The 16,395-nt window shown below is 46.7% G+C and carries 20 protein-coding genes; 7 read left to right on the top strand and 13 right to left on the bottom strand.

The genetic code is table 11. The features are described from left to right. Positions 1-23 precede the first annotated feature (23 nt). Genes A8L45_RS07405 through A8L45_RS07420 form a run of 4 tightly spaced genes read left to right on the top strand, consistent with a single transcriptional unit; the run spans position 24 to position 3,380 of the window. Entirely contained in the window at positions 24-1,877 is a 1,854-nt protein-coding gene (locus A8L45_RS07405) for a penicillin-binding protein activator (RefSeq protein ID WP_245680669.1), read from the top strand. Next, positions 1,864-2,232 (top strand): YraN family protein, encoded by a 369-nt coding sequence (locus A8L45_RS07410; protein WP_245680670.1) that lies wholly within the window; start codon positions 1,864-1,866, stop codon positions 2,230-2,232. The genes A8L45_RS07405 and A8L45_RS07410 overlap by 14 nt, the downstream gene beginning before the upstream one ends. Further along, positions 2,233-2,826: a phosphoheptose isomerase gene (locus A8L45_RS07415; RefSeq protein WP_068900777.1), complete on the top strand. Its 594-nt coding sequence runs from the start codon at positions 2,233-2,235 to the stop codon at positions 2,824-2,826. It abuts the gene before it with no gap. Continuing rightward, positions 2,826-3,380, top strand: a complete 555-nt coding sequence (locus tag A8L45_RS07420) for a BON domain-containing protein (RefSeq protein ID WP_068900782.1) — start codon at positions 2,826-2,828, stop codon at positions 3,378-3,380. The genes A8L45_RS07415 and A8L45_RS07420 overlap by 1 nt, the downstream gene beginning before the upstream one ends. A 234-nt stretch (positions 3,381-3,614) precedes the next feature. Here A8L45_RS07420 and sspB read toward each other — a convergent pair whose 3' ends face one another. The 8 genes from sspB to zapE form a co-directional block, all read right to left on the bottom strand. After that, positions 3,615-4,139, bottom strand: a complete 525-nt coding sequence (sspB, locus tag A8L45_RS07425; protein ID WP_068900784.1) for a ClpXP protease specificity-enhancing factor — start codon at positions 4,137-4,139, stop codon at positions 3,615-3,617. Between the two features lies 1 nt (position 4,140). Further along, positions 4,141-4,779, bottom strand: coding sequence for a stringent starvation protein SspA (gene sspA / locus A8L45_RS07430; RefSeq protein ID WP_068900786.1), 639 nt, complete (start codon positions 4,777-4,779; stop codon positions 4,141-4,143). Between the two features lie 89 nt (positions 4,780-4,868). Continuing rightward, a complete protein-coding gene (locus tag A8L45_RS07435; RefSeq protein WP_068900788.1) occupies positions 4,869-5,606 on the bottom strand; it encodes a cytochrome c1 in 738 nt (245 codons plus the stop codon). After that, entirely contained in the window at positions 5,603-6,868 is a 1,266-nt protein-coding gene (locus tag A8L45_RS07440; RefSeq protein WP_068900790.1) for a cytochrome b, read from the bottom strand. Before A8L45_RS07440 ends, A8L45_RS07435 begins: the two co-directional genes overlap by 4 nt. After that, entirely contained in the window at positions 6,868-7,458 is a 591-nt protein-coding gene (gene petA, locus A8L45_RS07445) for a ubiquinol-cytochrome c reductase iron-sulfur subunit (protein ID WP_068900792.1), read from the bottom strand. The genes A8L45_RS07440 and petA overlap by 1 nt, the downstream gene beginning before the upstream one ends. A 389-nt stretch (positions 7,459-7,847) precedes the next feature. Continuing rightward, positions 7,848-8,237 (bottom strand): 30S ribosomal protein S9, encoded by a 390-nt coding sequence (rpsI, locus tag A8L45_RS07450; protein ID WP_068900794.1) that lies wholly within the window; start codon positions 8,235-8,237, stop codon positions 7,848-7,850. Between the two features lie 12 nt (positions 8,238-8,249). Continuing rightward, positions 8,250-8,678, bottom strand: coding sequence for a 50S ribosomal protein L13 (rplM, locus tag A8L45_RS07455; protein WP_068900795.1), 429 nt, complete (start codon positions 8,676-8,678; stop codon positions 8,250-8,252). Positions 8,679-8,914: 236 nt separating this feature from the next. Continuing rightward, positions 8,915-10,024 carry a cell division protein ZapE gene (zapE, locus tag A8L45_RS07460; protein ID WP_068900797.1) on the bottom strand — a complete coding sequence of 370 codons (1,110 nt, stop codon included), beginning with the start codon at positions 10,022-10,024 and terminating at the stop codon, positions 8,915-8,917. Positions 10,025-10,242: 218 nt separating this feature from the next. Between zapE and zapG the strand changes: the two genes are divergently transcribed. The 3 genes from zapG (at position 10,243) to degS (ending at position 13,285) form a co-directional block, all read left to right on the top strand. Then, positions 10,243-10,656 (top strand): Z-ring associated protein ZapG, encoded by a 414-nt coding sequence (gene zapG, locus A8L45_RS07465; RefSeq protein WP_068900799.1) that lies wholly within the window; start codon positions 10,243-10,245, stop codon positions 10,654-10,656. 79 nt (positions 10,657-10,735) lie between these two features. After that, on the top strand, positions 10,736-12,100 hold the full coding sequence (locus tag A8L45_RS07470) for a Do family serine endopeptidase (RefSeq protein ID WP_068900802.1): 1,365 nt from the start codon (positions 10,736-10,738) through the stop codon (positions 12,098-12,100). Between the two features lie 123 nt (positions 12,101-12,223). Further along, on the top strand, positions 12,224-13,285 hold the full coding sequence (gene degS / locus A8L45_RS07475) for an outer membrane-stress sensor serine endopeptidase DegS (protein WP_068900804.1): 1,062 nt from the start codon (positions 12,224-12,226) through the stop codon (positions 13,283-13,285). 98 nt (positions 13,286-13,383) lie between these two features. On the opposite strand, the gene murA is transcribed toward degS, so the two are convergent. Genes murA through mlaD form a run of 5 tightly spaced genes read right to left on the bottom strand, consistent with a single transcriptional unit; the run spans position 13,384 to position 16,392 of the window. Further along, positions 13,384-14,640, bottom strand: coding sequence for a UDP-N-acetylglucosamine 1-carboxyvinyltransferase (gene murA, locus A8L45_RS07480; protein WP_068900806.1), 1,257 nt, complete (start codon positions 14,638-14,640; stop codon positions 13,384-13,386). A gap of 9 nt (positions 14,641-14,649) precedes the next feature. Next, entirely contained in the window at positions 14,650-14,907 is a 258-nt protein-coding gene (gene ibaG, locus A8L45_RS07485; protein WP_068900808.1) for a BolA family iron metabolism protein IbaG, read from the bottom strand. A 14-nt stretch (positions 14,908-14,921) separates the two neighbouring features. Further along, on the bottom strand, positions 14,922-15,233 hold the full coding sequence (locus A8L45_RS07490) for an STAS domain-containing protein (protein ID WP_068900810.1): 312 nt from the start codon (positions 15,231-15,233) through the stop codon (positions 14,922-14,924). After that, complete coding sequence (gene mlaC / locus A8L45_RS07495) at positions 15,230-15,862, bottom strand: phospholipid-binding protein MlaC (RefSeq protein ID WP_245680671.1); 633 nt, start codon at positions 15,860-15,862, stop codon at positions 15,230-15,232. Before mlaC ends, A8L45_RS07490 begins: the two co-directional genes overlap by 4 nt. Positions 15,863-15,915: 53 nt before the next feature. Then, on the bottom strand, positions 15,916-16,392 hold the full coding sequence (mlaD, locus tag A8L45_RS07500) for an outer membrane lipid asymmetry maintenance protein MlaD (protein ID WP_068900813.1): 477 nt from the start codon (positions 16,390-16,392) through the stop codon (positions 15,916-15,918). Positions 16,393-16,395: the final 3 nt, after the last annotated feature.

Consider the following 16,395-nt stretch of genomic DNA (forward strand, 5'->3'; position numbering starts at 1 on the left):
TTTCTCACAGTCTGTAGATGCTCATGCGTAAATTAACCAATAAGTGCAAAAGTGTATCACGAGTTATCATCTCAATCGCACTAGCAGTTATGCTTGCTGCCTGCGCTACGGCGCCCAAAAAGGAAGAGGTCGCCAAGTACGATATTACGGTCCCCGCCACAGAGACCTCGACGACTTACTTATTAATGGCAGAAAAAGCCGAGTTGAGTAATCGAACTGATCTGCATTTATTAGCATTAAAGGCATTAATCAGTGAAGGCCAATATGGGCAGGCTGAACAGATCGCGGAAAAGCTAGCCTCATCATTACTGACGCCACTGCAACGATCTGAGCTTCTGCTAAATCAGGCTGAGCTGGCCATTGCAGGGGATAAATTGGCCGTTGCACTTAACAAACTTAATTTTAATCCAGCATGGCAACTTCCATCCAATCAGTATCTTCGCTTCCACCTCATCAAGGCAAAAATTTATGAGTTACTGGAGCAAAATACCGACGTAGTTGTGTCTTTAGTTGAAGCCTCCTCATATATGACGATCTATGAGCAACAGTCTGTATGGGAGAGAGTTTGGCGTCTATTGGCTCCTATGCCACCCTTTGAGAGTGCAAAACTGGCAAAAAGCACAAATCCTGTTTTAGCGGGCTGGATTGAGGTATTGGATTTACTCCGACTCAACAGTGGTGATCCAGACAAACAACAACAAGCTCTGATTGATTGGGGGCTGCAAAACCCTACCCACCCAGCAGTGAGTTTTCTGACCAATAGCCCATCTCTGATGGCGGACCTTGAACCTTACAGCCCACGTCACATTGCGCTGTTACTTCCATTGAGTGATAAATACGCGCAACAGGGGCAGGCACTTCGTGATGGCTTTATTCAATCAATGCTCGACAGTGAAGCCACACCCGGCGTTGAGCCGCCGAAGGTCAGCTTCTACGACACCAATGCGTTGAGTATGGTTGATATTCACAAGGCGCTGGCGAAGGACAACATTGACTTCGTTATTGGTCCTTTGCAGAAAGACAAAATTGCTCAGTACTTAGATACAGCGACGCAACGTATTCCAATGCTGGCAATGAATGTACCGCCATCGTCAGACAAGGCAAAAGGCGGAAATATCTGTTACTTCGATCTTTCTCACGAGCAAGAGGCTGCGCAGGCTGCGCGCTATATCTTCAGTAAAAAGTATCAGTACCCACTCGTTCTGGCACAGGATTCCAGCTATGGAAAAAGAGTCAGTAGTGCCTTTGCCAAACAATGGGCATCCGAGACGGGAAGACCTGCCCAAGTGGAGTACTTCTCAGATCAGGCGACCATGCAGCGCCGTATCCAGACTATTTTCGGCCTGTTTGATAGCCAGAACCGCATTGAGCAGATGAGACAAATACTGAGCCTTGATCTCGAAACCGAGCAGCGCAGTCGCAGAGATGTGGATGCGGTATATCTGGTCGCCAGTGCTCGCCAGTTAATGTCGCTCAAGCCTTTCATTGATATCGCTATTAATCCGGATGTCATGCCTCCAAAACTGTTTGCAAGTTCAAAAAGCAACGGTACTGTCAGTGGTATAGGACAGATCAGTGAAAACGGCGAAGTGAAAGGAGTGTCGTTCAGTGACGTACCGCTTATCATCGACCAAAATAACCCGGCAGCCGTGCGCTTCCATCAACTTTGGCCCAGCCAGAAAAATACCTCGACCCGCCTCTATGCCATCGGCATGGATGCCTACCAGTTGATTCAAGCTTTACCTCGTATGCAGGCGTCTTCTGATTTCAGACTTCAGGGTCAATCAGGTGAGCTGTCTATGACAGACGGGTGCATTGTTAATCGGTCTTTGAGCTGGGCGAAATTTGGGGATCAAGGCATTGTTGCCGTGGAGTAAGAAACAAACCGGCGACTATTATGAGCAACAGGCCTGCAGGCACCTAACGAGCTGTGGGCTTAAAGTGTTAGAGAAAAATGCCCGATTCAGGTACGGCGAGATAGATCTCATCATGATGGATGGCAATTGCATCGTCTTTGTTGAAGTAAAGTTCCGAAAAAGAAATAATTACGGAGTTGCTGCAGGCGCGATTAGCCGTAAAAAAAGAGAAAGGCTTTACGCCGCAGCTGAGATCTGGCTTGGAAAGCAGGGTAGAAACAGTATTCATACAGAATTCAGATTTGATGCCATCACATTTGATGGAGATGTTAATTCAATCAACTGGATAAAGAATTTCGCAATTGAAGGGTTTTAAATGCTAGAAAGCATCAAAGAGAGCTTCACAGAGAGTATTCAGACACAGATTGCCGCCGCAGAAGCGTTGCCGGAACAGATATCCAAAGCCGCTCAGGTTATGGTGCAATGCTTGCTTAACGGTAACAAAATCCTCTGTTGTGGAAATGGCGGCTCGGCAGCGAATGCCCAGCACTTTGCTTCATGCTTACTGAATCGCTTTGAAACCGAGCGTCCAAGCTTGCCAGCACTTGCTCTGACCGCAGACACTGTCACCTTGACTGCAGTTGCCAATGATTACCACCACGATGAGGTTTTTTCAAAGCAGGTACGTGCCTACGGCCAAACTGGCGATGTTTTGCTCGCGTTCTCTACCAGTGGCAACAGCAAAGATATCATCAAAGCGATGGAAGCTGCCGTGACCCGTGATATGACTATCGTCGCGCTCACGGGTAAAGATGGCGGAGAAATGGCTGGGCTGTTGGGAGAACAGGATGTTGAGATCAGAATCCCTTCGCAGCGCACGGCCAGAATCCAAGAGGTGCATCTCATCACACTCCACACACTTTGCGACCTGATTGATCAGGTGCTGTTCCCCCAACACGGAGAGTATTGATGCGACTTCATCTGGTCTTTCTGATTGTTCTTGCAACGTTATCAGGCTGTTCAGCTATCTATACCAAAGACACTCGCTCATCATCCATCGAATGGAATGACAGTAAAGTCGTTATTGGCATCGCAGGTATCGTCAACAAGGCACCTTTCAAGGGGCAGATCAGGGCAAATGCCGTGTCGTATGAAGGTAATGTGCTTATCGTTGGTCAGGCTGTTAATGATGAAATCAGGCAACAGTTCATTGCCAAAGTTAAGAAACTCAATAACGTTGGACAGGTATTCGATAAATTGCGTGTCAGGCCACTTCTAACACTGCAGGAAATTAGTAAAGACACTTGGATAACGACTAAGGTTAAGTCTTCATTGATTGCTAGTAAGAAGCTGAACGATATTTATATTCAGGTACTGACTGAGGATGGAGAGGTATTCTTAATGGGATATGTTTCTAATCAACAGGCTGACATGGCAACTGAAATTGCGAGGAATATTTCCGGGGTTAAGCGGGTTATCAAAGGCTTTAACTATGTTGAAGACAGTGCAACCAGTGAAGATTGACCGACAGACAATAGTGCTGAATGATCTGTTGTAGCGTTGAAAAGCCACAGAATCATAGCGCTTTCCGTTATGAGATATTTCAATCTGCTAAATTTTTTGGATATTTTCGTTGCTAAAAACTCAGACTTCTATCCGAGAGGAATGACACGGTCGCGCGAATCTACTCGTAACCAAAGACAAAAAACGCAGCATAAGCTGCGTTTTTCCATTGAGCTGACGGAAACTAGCTGGCAGTTACTTAACTACTGTCAGCGTCGGTCTGCCTTTAGACTTTTTAGGCGCTTCCGGGTCAGGGGCAGTATCTGTTGCATCCTGTTCACTGTCGTCTTCTACTTTGACAGCATCAACAGCTTCCATAGTAGGCTCTTCTTCAACAACATCGTAACCTTCAACGGGTTCTTCAACTACGTGCTCTGCTGAAGCTGCTTCATAAGCCTCTTCTGGCTCGAACATAGTCCCTGCTCCATTTTCTCTCGCATAAATGGCGAGTACGGCGGAGAGAGGAACCTGAACCTCCATAGGACGGCCACCAAAGCGCGCGCTGAAAACGACATGATCGTTGCCGAGAGATAAGTTGCCCACAGCTCTCGGCGCAATGTTTAGAACGATTTGTCCATCCTGAACATATTCGAGCGGCACAATAACGTCGTCCTGCTCGGCATCAACAACCAGATGAGGGGTCAGATCATTATCCAGAATCCAGTCGTAGAAGGCTCTAAGCATATAGGGCCGACGGGGAGTCAGGGATATGTCGCTCATATTATTGTCCTGCAAGACGCATTTCGCGCTCAGCTTCTGTAAGTGAAGCAAGGAATGAGTCACGTTCAAAAACGCGTGCCATATATGCTTTCACTTCTTTCGAACCCGGACCGCTAAGTTCAATACCCATTACAGGTAAACGCCATAGCAGCGGAGCCAGATAACAATCCACTAGGCTGAATTCTTCGTTCATAAAGAATGGATATTCAGCGAATACAGGTGCCAGTGCCAGCAGTTCTTCGCGCAGTTGGTGACGAGCACGCTCTGCTTCTTCTGCATTGCCTTTTTCGATTTTTTCAGCCAGCGAATACCAGTTTTTCTCAATGCGGAACATCATTAGACGGCTGTTACCGCGGGCAACAGGATAAACAGGCATCAAAGGTGGGTGAGGAAAACGCTCATCCAAGTATTCCATGATGATGTTAGCGTTGTACAGAGCCAGCTCGCGATCAACAAGGGTCGGTACTGAATTGTACGGGTTTAGATCAAGCAAATCCTCTGGCAGGTTGTTTGGATCAACCAGTTCGATCTCAAAGGTTACGCCTTTCTCAGCGAGAACTATACGCACCTGATGGCTATACATGTCTGATGCGTCAGAGTACAACGTCATCACCGAGCGTTTATTGGCAGCAACAGCCATTAACCCCTCCAGAATGTTTCATTTACAGAAAGTAAAGGGGGCACTTGCCCCCATTTGATTTAGGATCAGTAACTCACTAGGGTAACCGATCAATGTACATCACGCCAATACTCTTTCTTCAGCAAAATTGACAAGATCATAAAAATAACGAGAAACCCCATTACCCAATAACCTAGACTCTGACGCTCAAGTTTCATTGGCTCTCCAGAGTATTCGAGGAAGTTCACAAGATCACGAACTGCATTGTCGTACTCATCGGGGCTCAGTTCACCATTGCCCAAAGATTCAATTCCTTGAAACTCCTCAACCATCTCGCCATCAAGTAATACTTTTTTGTATGTTTTAACTGGCGTTCCCTGAAGCTCCTCAAGCACGTGTGGCATGCCTACACTGGGGAAAACGGTATTATTAACCCCGAATGGACGGGATTCGTCAGCGTAGAAAGAACGAAGATAGGTATATACCCAGTCAGTTCCCCGAACACGCGCGACCAGTGTTAGGTCAGGCGCTGGAGCCCCAAAATACGTAGCTGCATCCGAAGTAGAAATCGCATTTTTCATCAGATCGCCTATTTTAGCATCCGGATCAAACATGAGATGCTCCATCATCAGATTCTTGGGGATGCCTAAGTCTTCTGCAACTCGCTCATAGCGCTGATATTGCGTTGCATGGCAGCCAAAACAGTAATTCATAAACAGTCTGGCGCCATTTTGTAGCGAACCTTTGTCCGTTAAATCATTGTTTGCGCTGTCGAGCGGAACACTTGAACCTGCAGCCAAAACCATAGTTGGCAACAGGGCGAATAACATTACAATCCATTTCTTCATTTGTAACTCACCCTCTCCGGCAGCGGTCTCGTTGCTTCGTTCTTGCTGTACACAAATAAGAGAACAAAGAACATGAAGTACCCAAAGCTGAAGATCTGCGCCATCAGCGTGTAGGTTGGCGTCGCAGGCAATGCACCAAGAATGCCCAGACCAATAAAGCACACAATGAACTGTGCAATATTTGCAAGATGCCAACCACTGCGGTAACGGTAAGATCGTACTTTACAACGGTCTAACCAGGGCAGCAGGAAGAGAACGACAATGGATGCCCCCATAGCTATAACACCAAGCAGCTTGTCCGGGACAGCGCGCAAAATCGCGTAGAAGGGAGTGAAGTACCAAACTGGAGCGATATGTTCTGGCGTTTTGAGCGGATTCGCAGCCTCAAAATTAGGCGGTTCTAGGAAATATCCGCCCATTTCAGGGTTAAAGAAGAGAACATAACTAAATAGCAGGCCAAAACCAGAAATTCCGATGAGGTCTTTGACCGTGCCATAAGGGTGGAAAGGAATCGAATCGATAATGTCATATTTTTTGGTGTAGTACTCGTGAAACGGAAAACGAGTTTTGTATCCCTCTCCCTTCGAGCCTTTAGGGAGCTTCGTCTCTATACCGTCAGGGTTGTTAGACCCCACTTCATGCAGAGCAAGCACGTGCAATACGACCAGTAATAAGAGCACTATCGGCAGGGCAATAACGTGAAGAGCAAAGAAACGATTCAGAGTCGCGCCTGAGATAACATAGTCACCACGAATCCAAAGCGTTAAATCATCACCAATGACAGGGATCGCACCGAATAATGAAATGATAACCTGCGCGCCCCAATATGACATTTGCCCCCATGGCAGAAGGTAGCCCATAAAAGCTTCAGCCATCAGCACCAAAAAGATCAACATACCGAATACCCACAATAATTCGCGTGGTTTCTGATATGACCCGTAGATCAAGGCACGGAACATGTGGAGATAGACGACGACAAAAAACGCGGATGCACCCGTTGAGTGCATGTATCTGAGTAACCAGCCGTACTCAACATCCCTCATGATGTATTCAATGGACGCAAACGCTCCATCTGCTGAGGGGTTGTAGTTCATTGTTAACCATATACCTGTAAGTATCTGATTAACCAAAACCAACATTGCCAGTGAACCGAAAAGGTACCAAAAGTTAAAGTTTTTCGGCATCGGATATTCGGACAAATGCTTTTTATATGCATTCATCGATGGAAGACGTTTCTCAAACCAATTAGCAATACTTTCCATTATGCCACCCCATCGTCAGCGCCCACCAATATGCGGGTCTCACTCAAGTATGTGTAGGGAGGAACGAACAGGTTGAGCGGAGCAGGAACACTCTGAAACACACGACCTGCCATATCGAATTTGGAGCCATGACAAGGGCAAAAAAAACCTGAGGCCACACCGTTTACTTGTTCGCTAAAAGTGTCTGGAAGATAGGTAGGCGAACAGCCAAGGTGGGTGCAAATGCCAACAGCAACAAAAATCTCTGGTTTTACAGATCGATAACTGTTGGAGGCGTAACTGGGTTGCTGAGGTTCTTCGGATGAGGGATCGCGTAGCTGAGAGTCAAGTGAGGGTAATTGATCAAGTATCGCCTGACTTCGTCTTACAACCCAAACAGGTTTACCACGCCACTCGACGCGAACCATCTGTCCTTGTTCTAGTTTGCTTATATCGACTTCAACTGGAGCTCCGGCAGCTTTGGCTTTTGCGCTCGGATTCCATGACTTTATAAAAGGCACAGCGACGGCAATCGCCCCCACGCCACCTACGACTGATGTCGTGGCGGTAAGGAAACGGCGTCGGCTGGAGTTTACTGGCACATTGCTCATCCAACATTCTCCCATGTGCTCCCGCACGGATTTGTATTTATGTCCCTATGCGTCCCTGGAGCTTGTGGCTTAGAAAGGGTAATGCGACCGATTTTTTACGTTATATGGCATCGAAAGTACGCATTCCCATCGCTTGAATCATAAATAAAACCCTACTTTTTGACAAGGTAAAGCTACTTTTTTGTAACAAATGTGATGTCAGCACAGATTAAGTGTTTAAAAGGGACAAACCGCCGCTTTTACTGGGAATTTTGCAAGTATAGAACAACGAAAGCGGGATATTGAGGGGCTATGACAAGGCGCGGTTGTTAAAGGAATGTATAAAAAAAGCCTGACATTGAAGCCAGGCTTTTTCGAATCCAAATTCCGGGACAAAGCCCGAAGCGAAATTAACGCTTAGAGAATTGTGGACGACGACGTGCTTTACGCAGACCAACTTTCTTACGTTCAACGCGACGTGCGTCACGAGTAACGAAGCCAGCGGCGCGCAGAGTAGGACGTAAGCTCTCATCGTACTCCATCAGAGCGCGAGTGATACCGTGACGGATCGCGCCAGCTTGACCAGAGATACCACCACCAGCAACGGTGATGTACAGGTCCAGCTTCTCAGTCATTTCTACCAGCTCAAGTGGCTGACGAACAACCATGCGAGCAGTTTCACGACCGAAGTACTCGTCCAGAGAACGTTGGTTGATTACGATGTTACCGCTACCCGGCTTGATGAATACGCGAGCTGCGGAGCTTTTGCGGCGACCAGTGCCGTAGTATTGTTCTGCCATTGCTATATCCCCTTAGATGTCTAGTACTTTCGGTTGTTGAGCCGTGTGCTTGTGCTCAGCGCCCGCGTAAACTTTCAGTTTACGGAACATGGCACGACCTAGAGGACCGCGTGGCAGCATGCCTTTAACAGCAAGCTCGATAACCATCTCTGGCTTCTTAGCGATCAGCTTGTCGAAGCTGATTGACTTGATGCCACCAATGTAGCCAGTGTGGCTGTAGTACATCTTGTCAGTAGTTTTCGCACCAGTAACAGTTACTTTTTCTGCGTTGATAACTACGATGTAGTCACCAGTGTCAACGTGCGGAGTGTACTCCGGCTTATGCTTACCACGTAGACGTGATGCAATCTCAGTTGCGATACGACCCAGAGTTTTGCCTTCTGCGTCTACAACATACCAGTCGCGTTTTACGGTTTCTGGTTTAGCAACGAAAGTTTTCATGCTAATAAATACCCGATTCTAAAATAAATTTCACTTAAGGAGCCAGTGGCTCCCACTGTTAAGAGTCCATTCAACACCCCTTCGAGTGGTGGTACCCTCGGCCGTAGCCTTTCAACAGTAACGGTGGGTCGGCGGATTATAGGGTACGCTGGGGAAAAAATCACCTTTTTTCACCAAAAATACACGCTTTTTTGTCTCGCCATCTTGAAAGCATGACTAATCATCTTTTTGTCACGTTAGGGGAGATGTTCTAATGCCAGATAATCATGGCTTTGCATTTCATTCAGTCTTGATAGACAACGCTTAAACTCAAATGACAACCTGCCACCTGAGTACAGTTTTTCTGCAGGAACAGCAGCTGAAATGATAAGTTTGACATTGCGTTCATAAAACTCGTCCACCATAGCAATAAAGCGCCGTGTTGCATCATCGTTCTCCACGCCCATTTGCGGGACCTCAGACAACAATACCGTATGATAAAGGCGAGCAATTTCAATGTAGTCGGCTTGTGATCTCGGGCTGTCGCAGAGCGCATCAAAGGAAAAATGCACTACGCCCTCCGCGACACGTCGGACATCAATTTGGCGGTTGTTAATGCAAATATGACTATTAAGACGAAGAGGTTCAGTGGCTAACTGGCTAAAATATTGCGCCAAATTCTGTTCCGCTTTTTCATCTAACGGCGAGTGATAAATTTCTGCCTGCTCTAAGGTTCTTAGTCGATAATCTGTGCCCGAATCGACATTCACAATCTCGCAGTTCTTATTGATAAGCGCGATTGCAGGTAAGAAGCGTGCTCGCTGCAAACCATTGCGGTAGAGCTCATCAGGTATGATATTCGATGTAGCAACCAGACATATTCCTCTGGCGAACAATGCCTCAAGCAAGGTTCCCAAAATCATGGCATCAGTGATATCAGAAACAAAAAACTCGTCAAAACACAAAATCTTTGTTTCATGCGCGAGTTTGTCTGCCACCTTCTCAAGCGGATCACTTTCGCCGTCAAGTAATCTGAGTTCTTGATGAATGCGGTGCATGAAGCGATGGAAATGCATTCGCATTTTGTTCTCAAAAGGCAGTGACTCGTAGAAAAGATCGACTAAATAGGTTTTACCTCGCCCGACCCCTCCCCAAAAATAAAGTCCTAACTCAGGTTCTTTTGAGGAGTGCCTTTTTTTCTGACTGGTGAATGGCCATCGGAAGATGCTTTTTTTGCTCTCGGTTTCTGTTTCTTTGATCAGTCGATGATACAAATCATCTAACTTTTCTACTGCCATTTGCTGTGCAGGATCGTGGTAAAAATCAGGTTTCTCCAGATCTTTTCGGTAAAACTCAATTGGCGTCATGACGAAACAAAACCTCGTTTTCAACTTAAATCAGGCAATTACTGCCTAAGCTCCATGTCCGAATCAATAGTACCACGGGGTTATTTTGCCATGTATAGTAAAAGGGTAAGTGAAAACATTTTATACCTCTGAAACATCTCGATGAGCAGAATGATCGCTTCATCAAAGGTGTTGAGTAAAACACATCATTTTTTAACGTTGACGAACAAGGAGCAGTTATGACATTGATCAACGCGTTGGTTTTTTTGATCATTGGCATTGTTATTGGTTTTTTCCTGTCGCGTCTGACATCAGGAAATCCTTCCCAGCAAAAAGAACTAAAGAAGGATCTTGAAAAGTCGCGCTACGAGCTCGCGCAATATCGTCAGGATCTTGTCGATCACTTTTCTCACAGCGCCGAGTTGCTTGATAACATTTCAAAAGACTACAGCAAGCTGTATAAGCATATGGCAAATGTCTCCTCCGAGATGGTTCCCGACTTACCTCCTCAAGACAACCCATTCACCAAAAAGATTTCGAAAATTGCTGATGTTTCAGATAAGGAAAAAGAACATCAGGAGCCGCCACGTGACTATTCTGAGGGCTCAAGTGGCTTACTCAGAGAAGCACAAGGCGAAAATAAGGCTGGTTAATAATCGGACTCTGTCTCAGGCATTGAACTTTTTTACATTGGCCCCACTCTTATAGTTGTCTGTAAACGGGAGTGAATTTATGAAGAAAAAGTCTCTAATTGCACTGAGCAGCCTTTCTCTGCTTGTAGGTTCGGCCTTCCTAGCATTACCTGCATCTGCTGCTCTGCCTACTGTTGTATCCGGGCAGGCAATGCCGAGTCTGGCACCCATGCTAGAAAAGGTCAGCCCGGGTGTCGTCAGTATTGATGTGGAAGGAAGCCACGTTTCTAAACAGCGTTTACCTGAAGGGTTTCGATTCTTCTTTGGCCCTGATTTCCCATCAGAGCAGGTTCAGGAAAGGCCATTTCGTGGGCTGGGTTCGGGTGTGATCATCGATGCTAAAAAAGGGTATGTGATCACTAACCATCACGTTATCGATGGTGCAAAAAAAATCACTGTACAACTTAGCGATGGGCGGGCGCTCAACGCAGAACTCATTGGCAGCGACCAGTACTCAGATATTGCGCTTCTCAAACTAGAGGAAGCTAAAGATCTGACAGCGGTGCAAGTGGCTGATTCTGACGATTTACGAGTCGGCGATTTCGCTATTGCTATCGGTAATCCATTTGGCTTGGGTCAAACGGTTACATCAGGCATTATTTCGGCATTGGGCCGCAGTAATCTCAATTTAGAAAACTTCGAGAACTTTATTCAGACCGATGCGGCTATCAATAGCGGAAACTCAGGTGGTGCCTTGGTCAACCTCAACGGTGAGCTGATTGGCATTAACACTGCTATCCTAGGCCCAAATGGGGGCAACATTGGTATCGGTTTTGCTATTCCCGCGAATATGGCCAAGAACATTGTCGATCAAATTATTGAGTATGGGCAGGTTAGACGCGGTCGTCTGGGTGTCCATGGACAAGAACTCACGTCTGAACTCGCTGAAGACTTTGGCTATGAAACCAACCACGGCGCTTTCGTCAGCAAAGTTGATAAAGATTCAGCAGCTGACAAAGCAGGTGTCGAAGCGGGTGATATCATCGTCTCTGTCAATGGTAAGAAGATTCGAAGCTTTGGTGAGCTCAGAGCCAAGATTGGCTCGCTTGGTGCGGGTAAACGCGTTGAACTGGGCCTCATACGTAATGGTCGAGAAAAGAATGTGACTGCCGTGCTTAATGACATTGGACAAACCGCAAAAGCCGAAACACTCCACGAGGGTTTACAAGGCGCAGCTCTTGAAAACTACAACGCCGAAGGGCAGGTTGGTGTGTTAGTGGCAGATGTCACCAAAGGCTCACTCGCCGCAGCAAGTGGACTGAAGAAAGGTGATGTGATCATTGGTGTGGGAAGAAAAACCATCAGAAACCTTGGAGACCTTCGCAAGCAACTCGACGGTAAACAGGGCACCTTACCTCTCAATATTCTTCGCGGTTCTTATTCAATGTACTTGATGATTCGATAAGTATCACAATGTGACCTCGATATTTTAAAGGCCCGAATTATCGGGCCTTTTTCGCGTCTACTCAAGTTCAGGTTTCGATGATATCCTCTGTATGTATTTCACACATTTGGGAAAATAGTATTCATGTTGGCATTTCTGGCACGCTCTGTAATTCTGGGAACACTGGCGGCAGTCTTGCTACTCTTCTTCTTTCCTTCTTTGCAATTAAAGCCCGTTACCGACATCCTGACGATAAAACCAACATCATCAGACAAGCCGTTATTGTCATATAACGAGGCATTTCGCAGAGCCTCACCGGCTGTCGTAAATATCTACAGCAAACGGTATAACGCCGACAGACGCAAAGTTGATTTGGTTGACGCAGCATCTGGCGTCATCATGAGTGACAAAGGATTCATCCTCACTAACTACCATGTCATTGTACAGGCAGAGGAAATTACGGTTGCACTGCAAGATGGCCGGATAACAACAGCTCAACTTATTGGCAAAGATGAGAAGATGGATTTAGCTGTTTTACGCATTGAAATTGATGATCTTCCCGTTATTCCATTGGACCTCAGTTACGAGCCGAAAGTGGGCGACGTGGTACTGGCAATTGGCAATCCTTACAATCTGGGGCAAACCAGCACCTACGGCATTATTTCTGCTACGGGACGCTCTGGAGTCAGTATTCTCGGCAGTCCTCAGGATTTATTGCAAACCGATGCCGCGATTAACCGGGGCAACTCAGGTGGTGCGCTGATCAATAGCCGCGGCGATTTTGTCGGCATTAATACCGCTTCACTCCAACAGGCAAAAGATTATGAAACGCAGGGGATCTCATTTGCTATTCCCTACCCGATTGCCATCAAGATTATGAATAAACTTGTCGCGGACGGACGAGTGATCAGAGGCTACATTGGGATCAGTGGGCAGGCGATCTCAGCACTGACGGCGCGTTTACTCAACATTGAACCACTGTCAGGCGTTGTCATAAACAGTGTCGCAAAAGGCGGCCCTGCAGATCTTGCGGGGATCTTGCCCGGCGATCTACTTATTGAAATCAATCAAACACCACTCAACAATAAGTTGAATACTGGTTTCGATATCGTTGCTGACTTGCGCCCTGGAACCAAAACAACGATGAAGATCATCCGTAGGGGTGAAACGTTGGTGCTTCCAATCGTGATAGGTGAAGATAAGTAACCTGCTTATATCGAAAGATTTGTCAGCAAGATATAAAGAATCACAGTGTTAGTCGATAGAGCCCGTAATAAGAAAAAACCACCTTTCGGTGGTTTTTTTTAGTCTCGAATACGCTCGATGTTGACGCCGAGCGGTCGTAACTTATCTTCTATACGGTCATAACCGCGATCGATATGATAAATCCTGTCTACCACTGTCGTGCCCTTGGCAATCGCACCCGCGATAACCAGACTGGCTGACGCACGTAAATCGGTCGCCATCACTTGCGCACCACTTAAACCATCACAATCACCGCATATCACTGTATTCCCCTCAATTTCAGCATGGGCTCCCATACGCTGTAACTCAGGAATATGCATGAAGCGGTTTTCAAAAATGGTTTCAGTGATAACGCCGGTGCCTTTCGCCATCAAATTAAGGAGGGAAAATTGCGCCTGCATATCTGTCGGGAAGCCGGGATGAGGAGCAGTGCGGATATTTACCGCTTTCAAGTGCCTGTCGGTCATATCGAGTGATATCCAGTCATCACCTGTCTCAACCGCGGCACCAGCTTCTTCAAGCTTCGCCAATACTGATTCCAATAATCTGGCTGATGTATTTCGGCAGATGATCTTGCCGCCTGAAACAGCTGCTGCGACTAAAAATGTCCCTGTTTCAATGCGGTCAGCAACCACTTTGTGGTATCCACCACCGAGACGTTCAACCCCCTCGATAGTAATACTGTCGGAGCCTGCACCTGAAATCTTTGCACCAAGTGTATTCAGGAAAGCCGCACAATCTTCAATTTCAGGTTCACGCGCCGCATTCTCAATGACGGTCGTGCCCTCAGCAAGTGTGGCTGCTGCCATAATAGTCACCGTGGCACCCACGCTGACCTTATCCATGACAATATGCGCCCCTTTCAGGCGGCCACGAACACTGGCTTTCACATAACCTTCTTCTAGGGTTATCTTCGCCCCCAGTTGCTCAAGGCCGTGAATATGGAGGTCGACAGGCCGTGCACCAATTGCACAGCCTCCCGGCAACGATACCTGACCTTCACCGAAACGCGCAACCAAAGGCCCGAGAGCCCATATAGAGGCCCGCATCGTTTTGACCAGGTCATAAGGCGCACAGAAGTTATCAACGCCACTCGCATCAACATACACAGAGCCATTACGTGACACTTTAGCCCCCAAGCGAGATAGCAACTCCATAGTGGTATCGATATCTCGGAGCTTGGGAACGTTAGCCACTTCAACTGGCTCTTCAGCAAGAAGCGCGGCAAAAAGGATGGGGAGAGCGGCATTTTTTGCACCAGATATGGCAACCTCGCCCTGAATAGGACCACCACCCTCTACTCTGAATTTTTGCATGAAACCCTCTTACAACGGTTGCATTAGCTTTTTATCACGAGCCCACTCAGCTGGCGTCATGGCTTTGATACTGAGCGCATGAATCGCATTGCTTCGAATATGTTCCATCAGTGGTGCGTAGATGGTCTGCTGCTTTTTAACACGCGACATATTTTCAAACATCTCACCGACGGCAATCACTTCAAAGTGGCTTCCTTCACCTTTTACGTGCAACTCGTCCAGTGACAGAGCGTCTTCCAGAATGGATTTTATTTCTGTTATTTCCACTGTTTTACCTCATATTAAGCAGCAGACTTGCCAGTCAGCAAATTGTCAACATTACTCAGTGTCAACAGAACCTTCAGCTGCTCTGGTAGTTCCAGCAGCGTAAGCTGCTGGCTATTATTGTTCAGCGAGTTTTGTAGATGTAACAACATTGCCATGCCCGCAGAATCAACGCGTTTTAGGCCGGACAAATTCAGTTTTACATCGTTATCTTTCGGCAACCACTCGATACGACGTCGCCAGAAATCTGGTACAGAATTCCTGTCCAGTTCCCCGGTGAGGCAATACTCGCCAGCACTTGTCATTTCCCACTGTAAAGAGGTACTCACTTGTTGACCTCTTTTGGTGTGATTGGCTGCTTAGCCAGAGTTTCGAGTTGATCGGCGACAGCTAGGATACCATTTTTACGCAGCTCAGTGCTCCACTCGCTTTGTTTGGTGTTCAACATACTGACACCTTCAACATCGACGTCATAACCCTGCCACTCTCCAGTCTTGGTGTTTTTACGCAACTTAAAATCAAGACGAATCGTCGGCCGGGCAGTATCAAAAATTTCGACTCTGACCGCAACGACCTTTCTCTTTGGATCAATTCTGCTCGGCGATTCAACATTAATCTCTTGATTAGTATATTGGGTCATGATCTGTGCATAGGCAGCAATCAGATAATCTGTGAAGGCGGTTACAAATTGAGCCCGCTCTTCCTTTGTTGCCTTTTGTGCAGCACGGCCCAGCACTTTATAGGCTGCATACTTAACGTTGATGTGAGGTAATAACTCCTCACGGGCAACATCACGTAACAATTCAGGGTTGGCCTGATACGTTTTGTAATCTTTCTTAATTCGAGCAAACGCGTTACGTGATACCTGATTAATTAGGGTATAAGGATTCGTTGCGTCAATATCCTCTTTCGCCACAATACCTGTCTCAGTTGCAGCATGGGCAGTCAATGCTGGCATGGTACCAAGGCAAGCCAGTAAGATAATTCCTGATATTTTTTTAAACATGACAATTAATCCTTTTTATCACCGAGACTAAACAAGACCTGGCCGATCAAATCTTCAAGCACAATCGCTGAGCGGGTATCCTCAAGAAGATCACCATCCTGCAGCAGTGCGATGTCATCATCAACAAAGCCGGGTTTAATACCAATATACTGCTCACCCAGCAAACCTGAGGTCAATATTGCCGCGGAACTGCTCTCTGGGAAGTGACCATAAGACTCGTCAATATCCATGACAACAGTGGGCAAGTAATCAGGTGCAGTAAGAGAAATGGCTTTGACACGTCCCACAACCACGCCACCCACCTTTACTGGCGAGCGTACTTTCAGTCCACCCACATTTTCGAAATGCGCGGTGATTTCATAGGTGTCGCTCTTTGTCAGACTCTTTACATCTGCAACCTGAAAGATCAGCACCAGAATTGCTGCAATCCCTGCAATAACAAATGTACCGACCCAAAATTCTGTTTTTCTTGTTTGTTGCATGTT

Source organism: Veronia pacifica (assembly GCF_001707825.1).
Lineage (GTDB): Bacteria > Pseudomonadota > Gammaproteobacteria > Enterobacterales > Vibrionaceae > Veronia > Veronia pacifica.

Coding starts and splice junctions, on each gene's coding strand:
- A8L45_RS07405 (WP_245680669.1), top strand. CDS start 24: ATGCGTAAATTAACCAATAAGTGCAAAAGTGTATCACGAGTTATCATC.
- A8L45_RS07415 (WP_068900777.1), top strand. CDS start 2,233: ATGCTAGAAAGCATCAAAGAGAGCTTCACAGAGAGTATTCAGACACAG.
- A8L45_RS07420 (WP_068900782.1), top strand. CDS start 2,826: ATGCGACTTCATCTGGTCTTTCTGATTGTTCTTGCAACGTTATCAGGC.
- sspB (WP_068900784.1), bottom strand. CDS start 4,139: ATGAGCGACATATCCCTGACTCCCCGTCGGCCCTATATGCTTAGAGCC.
- sspA (WP_068900786.1), bottom strand. CDS start 4,779: ATGGCTGTTGCTGCCAATAAACGCTCGGTGATGACGTTGTACTCTGAC.
- A8L45_RS07435 (WP_068900788.1), bottom strand. CDS start 5,606: ATGAAGAAATGGATTGTAATGTTATTCGCCCTGTTGCCAACTATGGTT.
- A8L45_RS07440 (WP_068900790.1), bottom strand. CDS start 6,868: ATGGAAAGTATTGCTAATTGGTTTGAGAAACGTCTTCCATCGATGAAT.
- petA (WP_068900792.1), bottom strand. CDS start 7,458: ATGAGCAATGTGCCAGTAAACTCCAGCCGACGCCGTTTCCTTACCGCC.
- rpsI (WP_068900794.1), bottom strand. CDS start 8,237: ATGGCAGAACAATACTACGGCACTGGTCGCCGCAAAAGCTCCGCAGCT.
- rplM (WP_068900795.1), bottom strand. CDS start 8,678: ATGAAAACTTTCGTTGCTAAACCAGAAACCGTAAAACGCGACTGGTAT.
- zapE (WP_068900797.1), bottom strand. CDS start 10,024: ATGACGCCAATTGAGTTTTACCGAAAAGATCTGGAGAAACCTGATTTT.
- zapG (WP_068900799.1), top strand. CDS start 10,243: ATGACATTGATCAACGCGTTGGTTTTTTTGATCATTGGCATTGTTATT.
- A8L45_RS07470 (WP_068900802.1), top strand. CDS start 10,736: ATGAAGAAAAAGTCTCTAATTGCACTGAGCAGCCTTTCTCTGCTTGTA.
- degS (WP_068900804.1), top strand. CDS start 12,224: ATGTTGGCATTTCTGGCACGCTCTGTAATTCTGGGAACACTGGCGGCA.
- murA (WP_068900806.1), bottom strand. CDS start 14,640: ATGCAAAAATTCAGAGTAGAGGGTGGTGGTCCTATTCAGGGCGAGGTT.
- mlaC (WP_245680671.1), bottom strand. CDS start 15,862: ATGCCAGCATTGACTGCCCATGCTGCAACTGAGACAGGTATTGTGGCG.
- mlaD (WP_068900813.1), bottom strand. CDS start 16,392: ATGCAACAAACAAGAAAAACAGAATTTTGGGTCGGTACATTTGTTATT.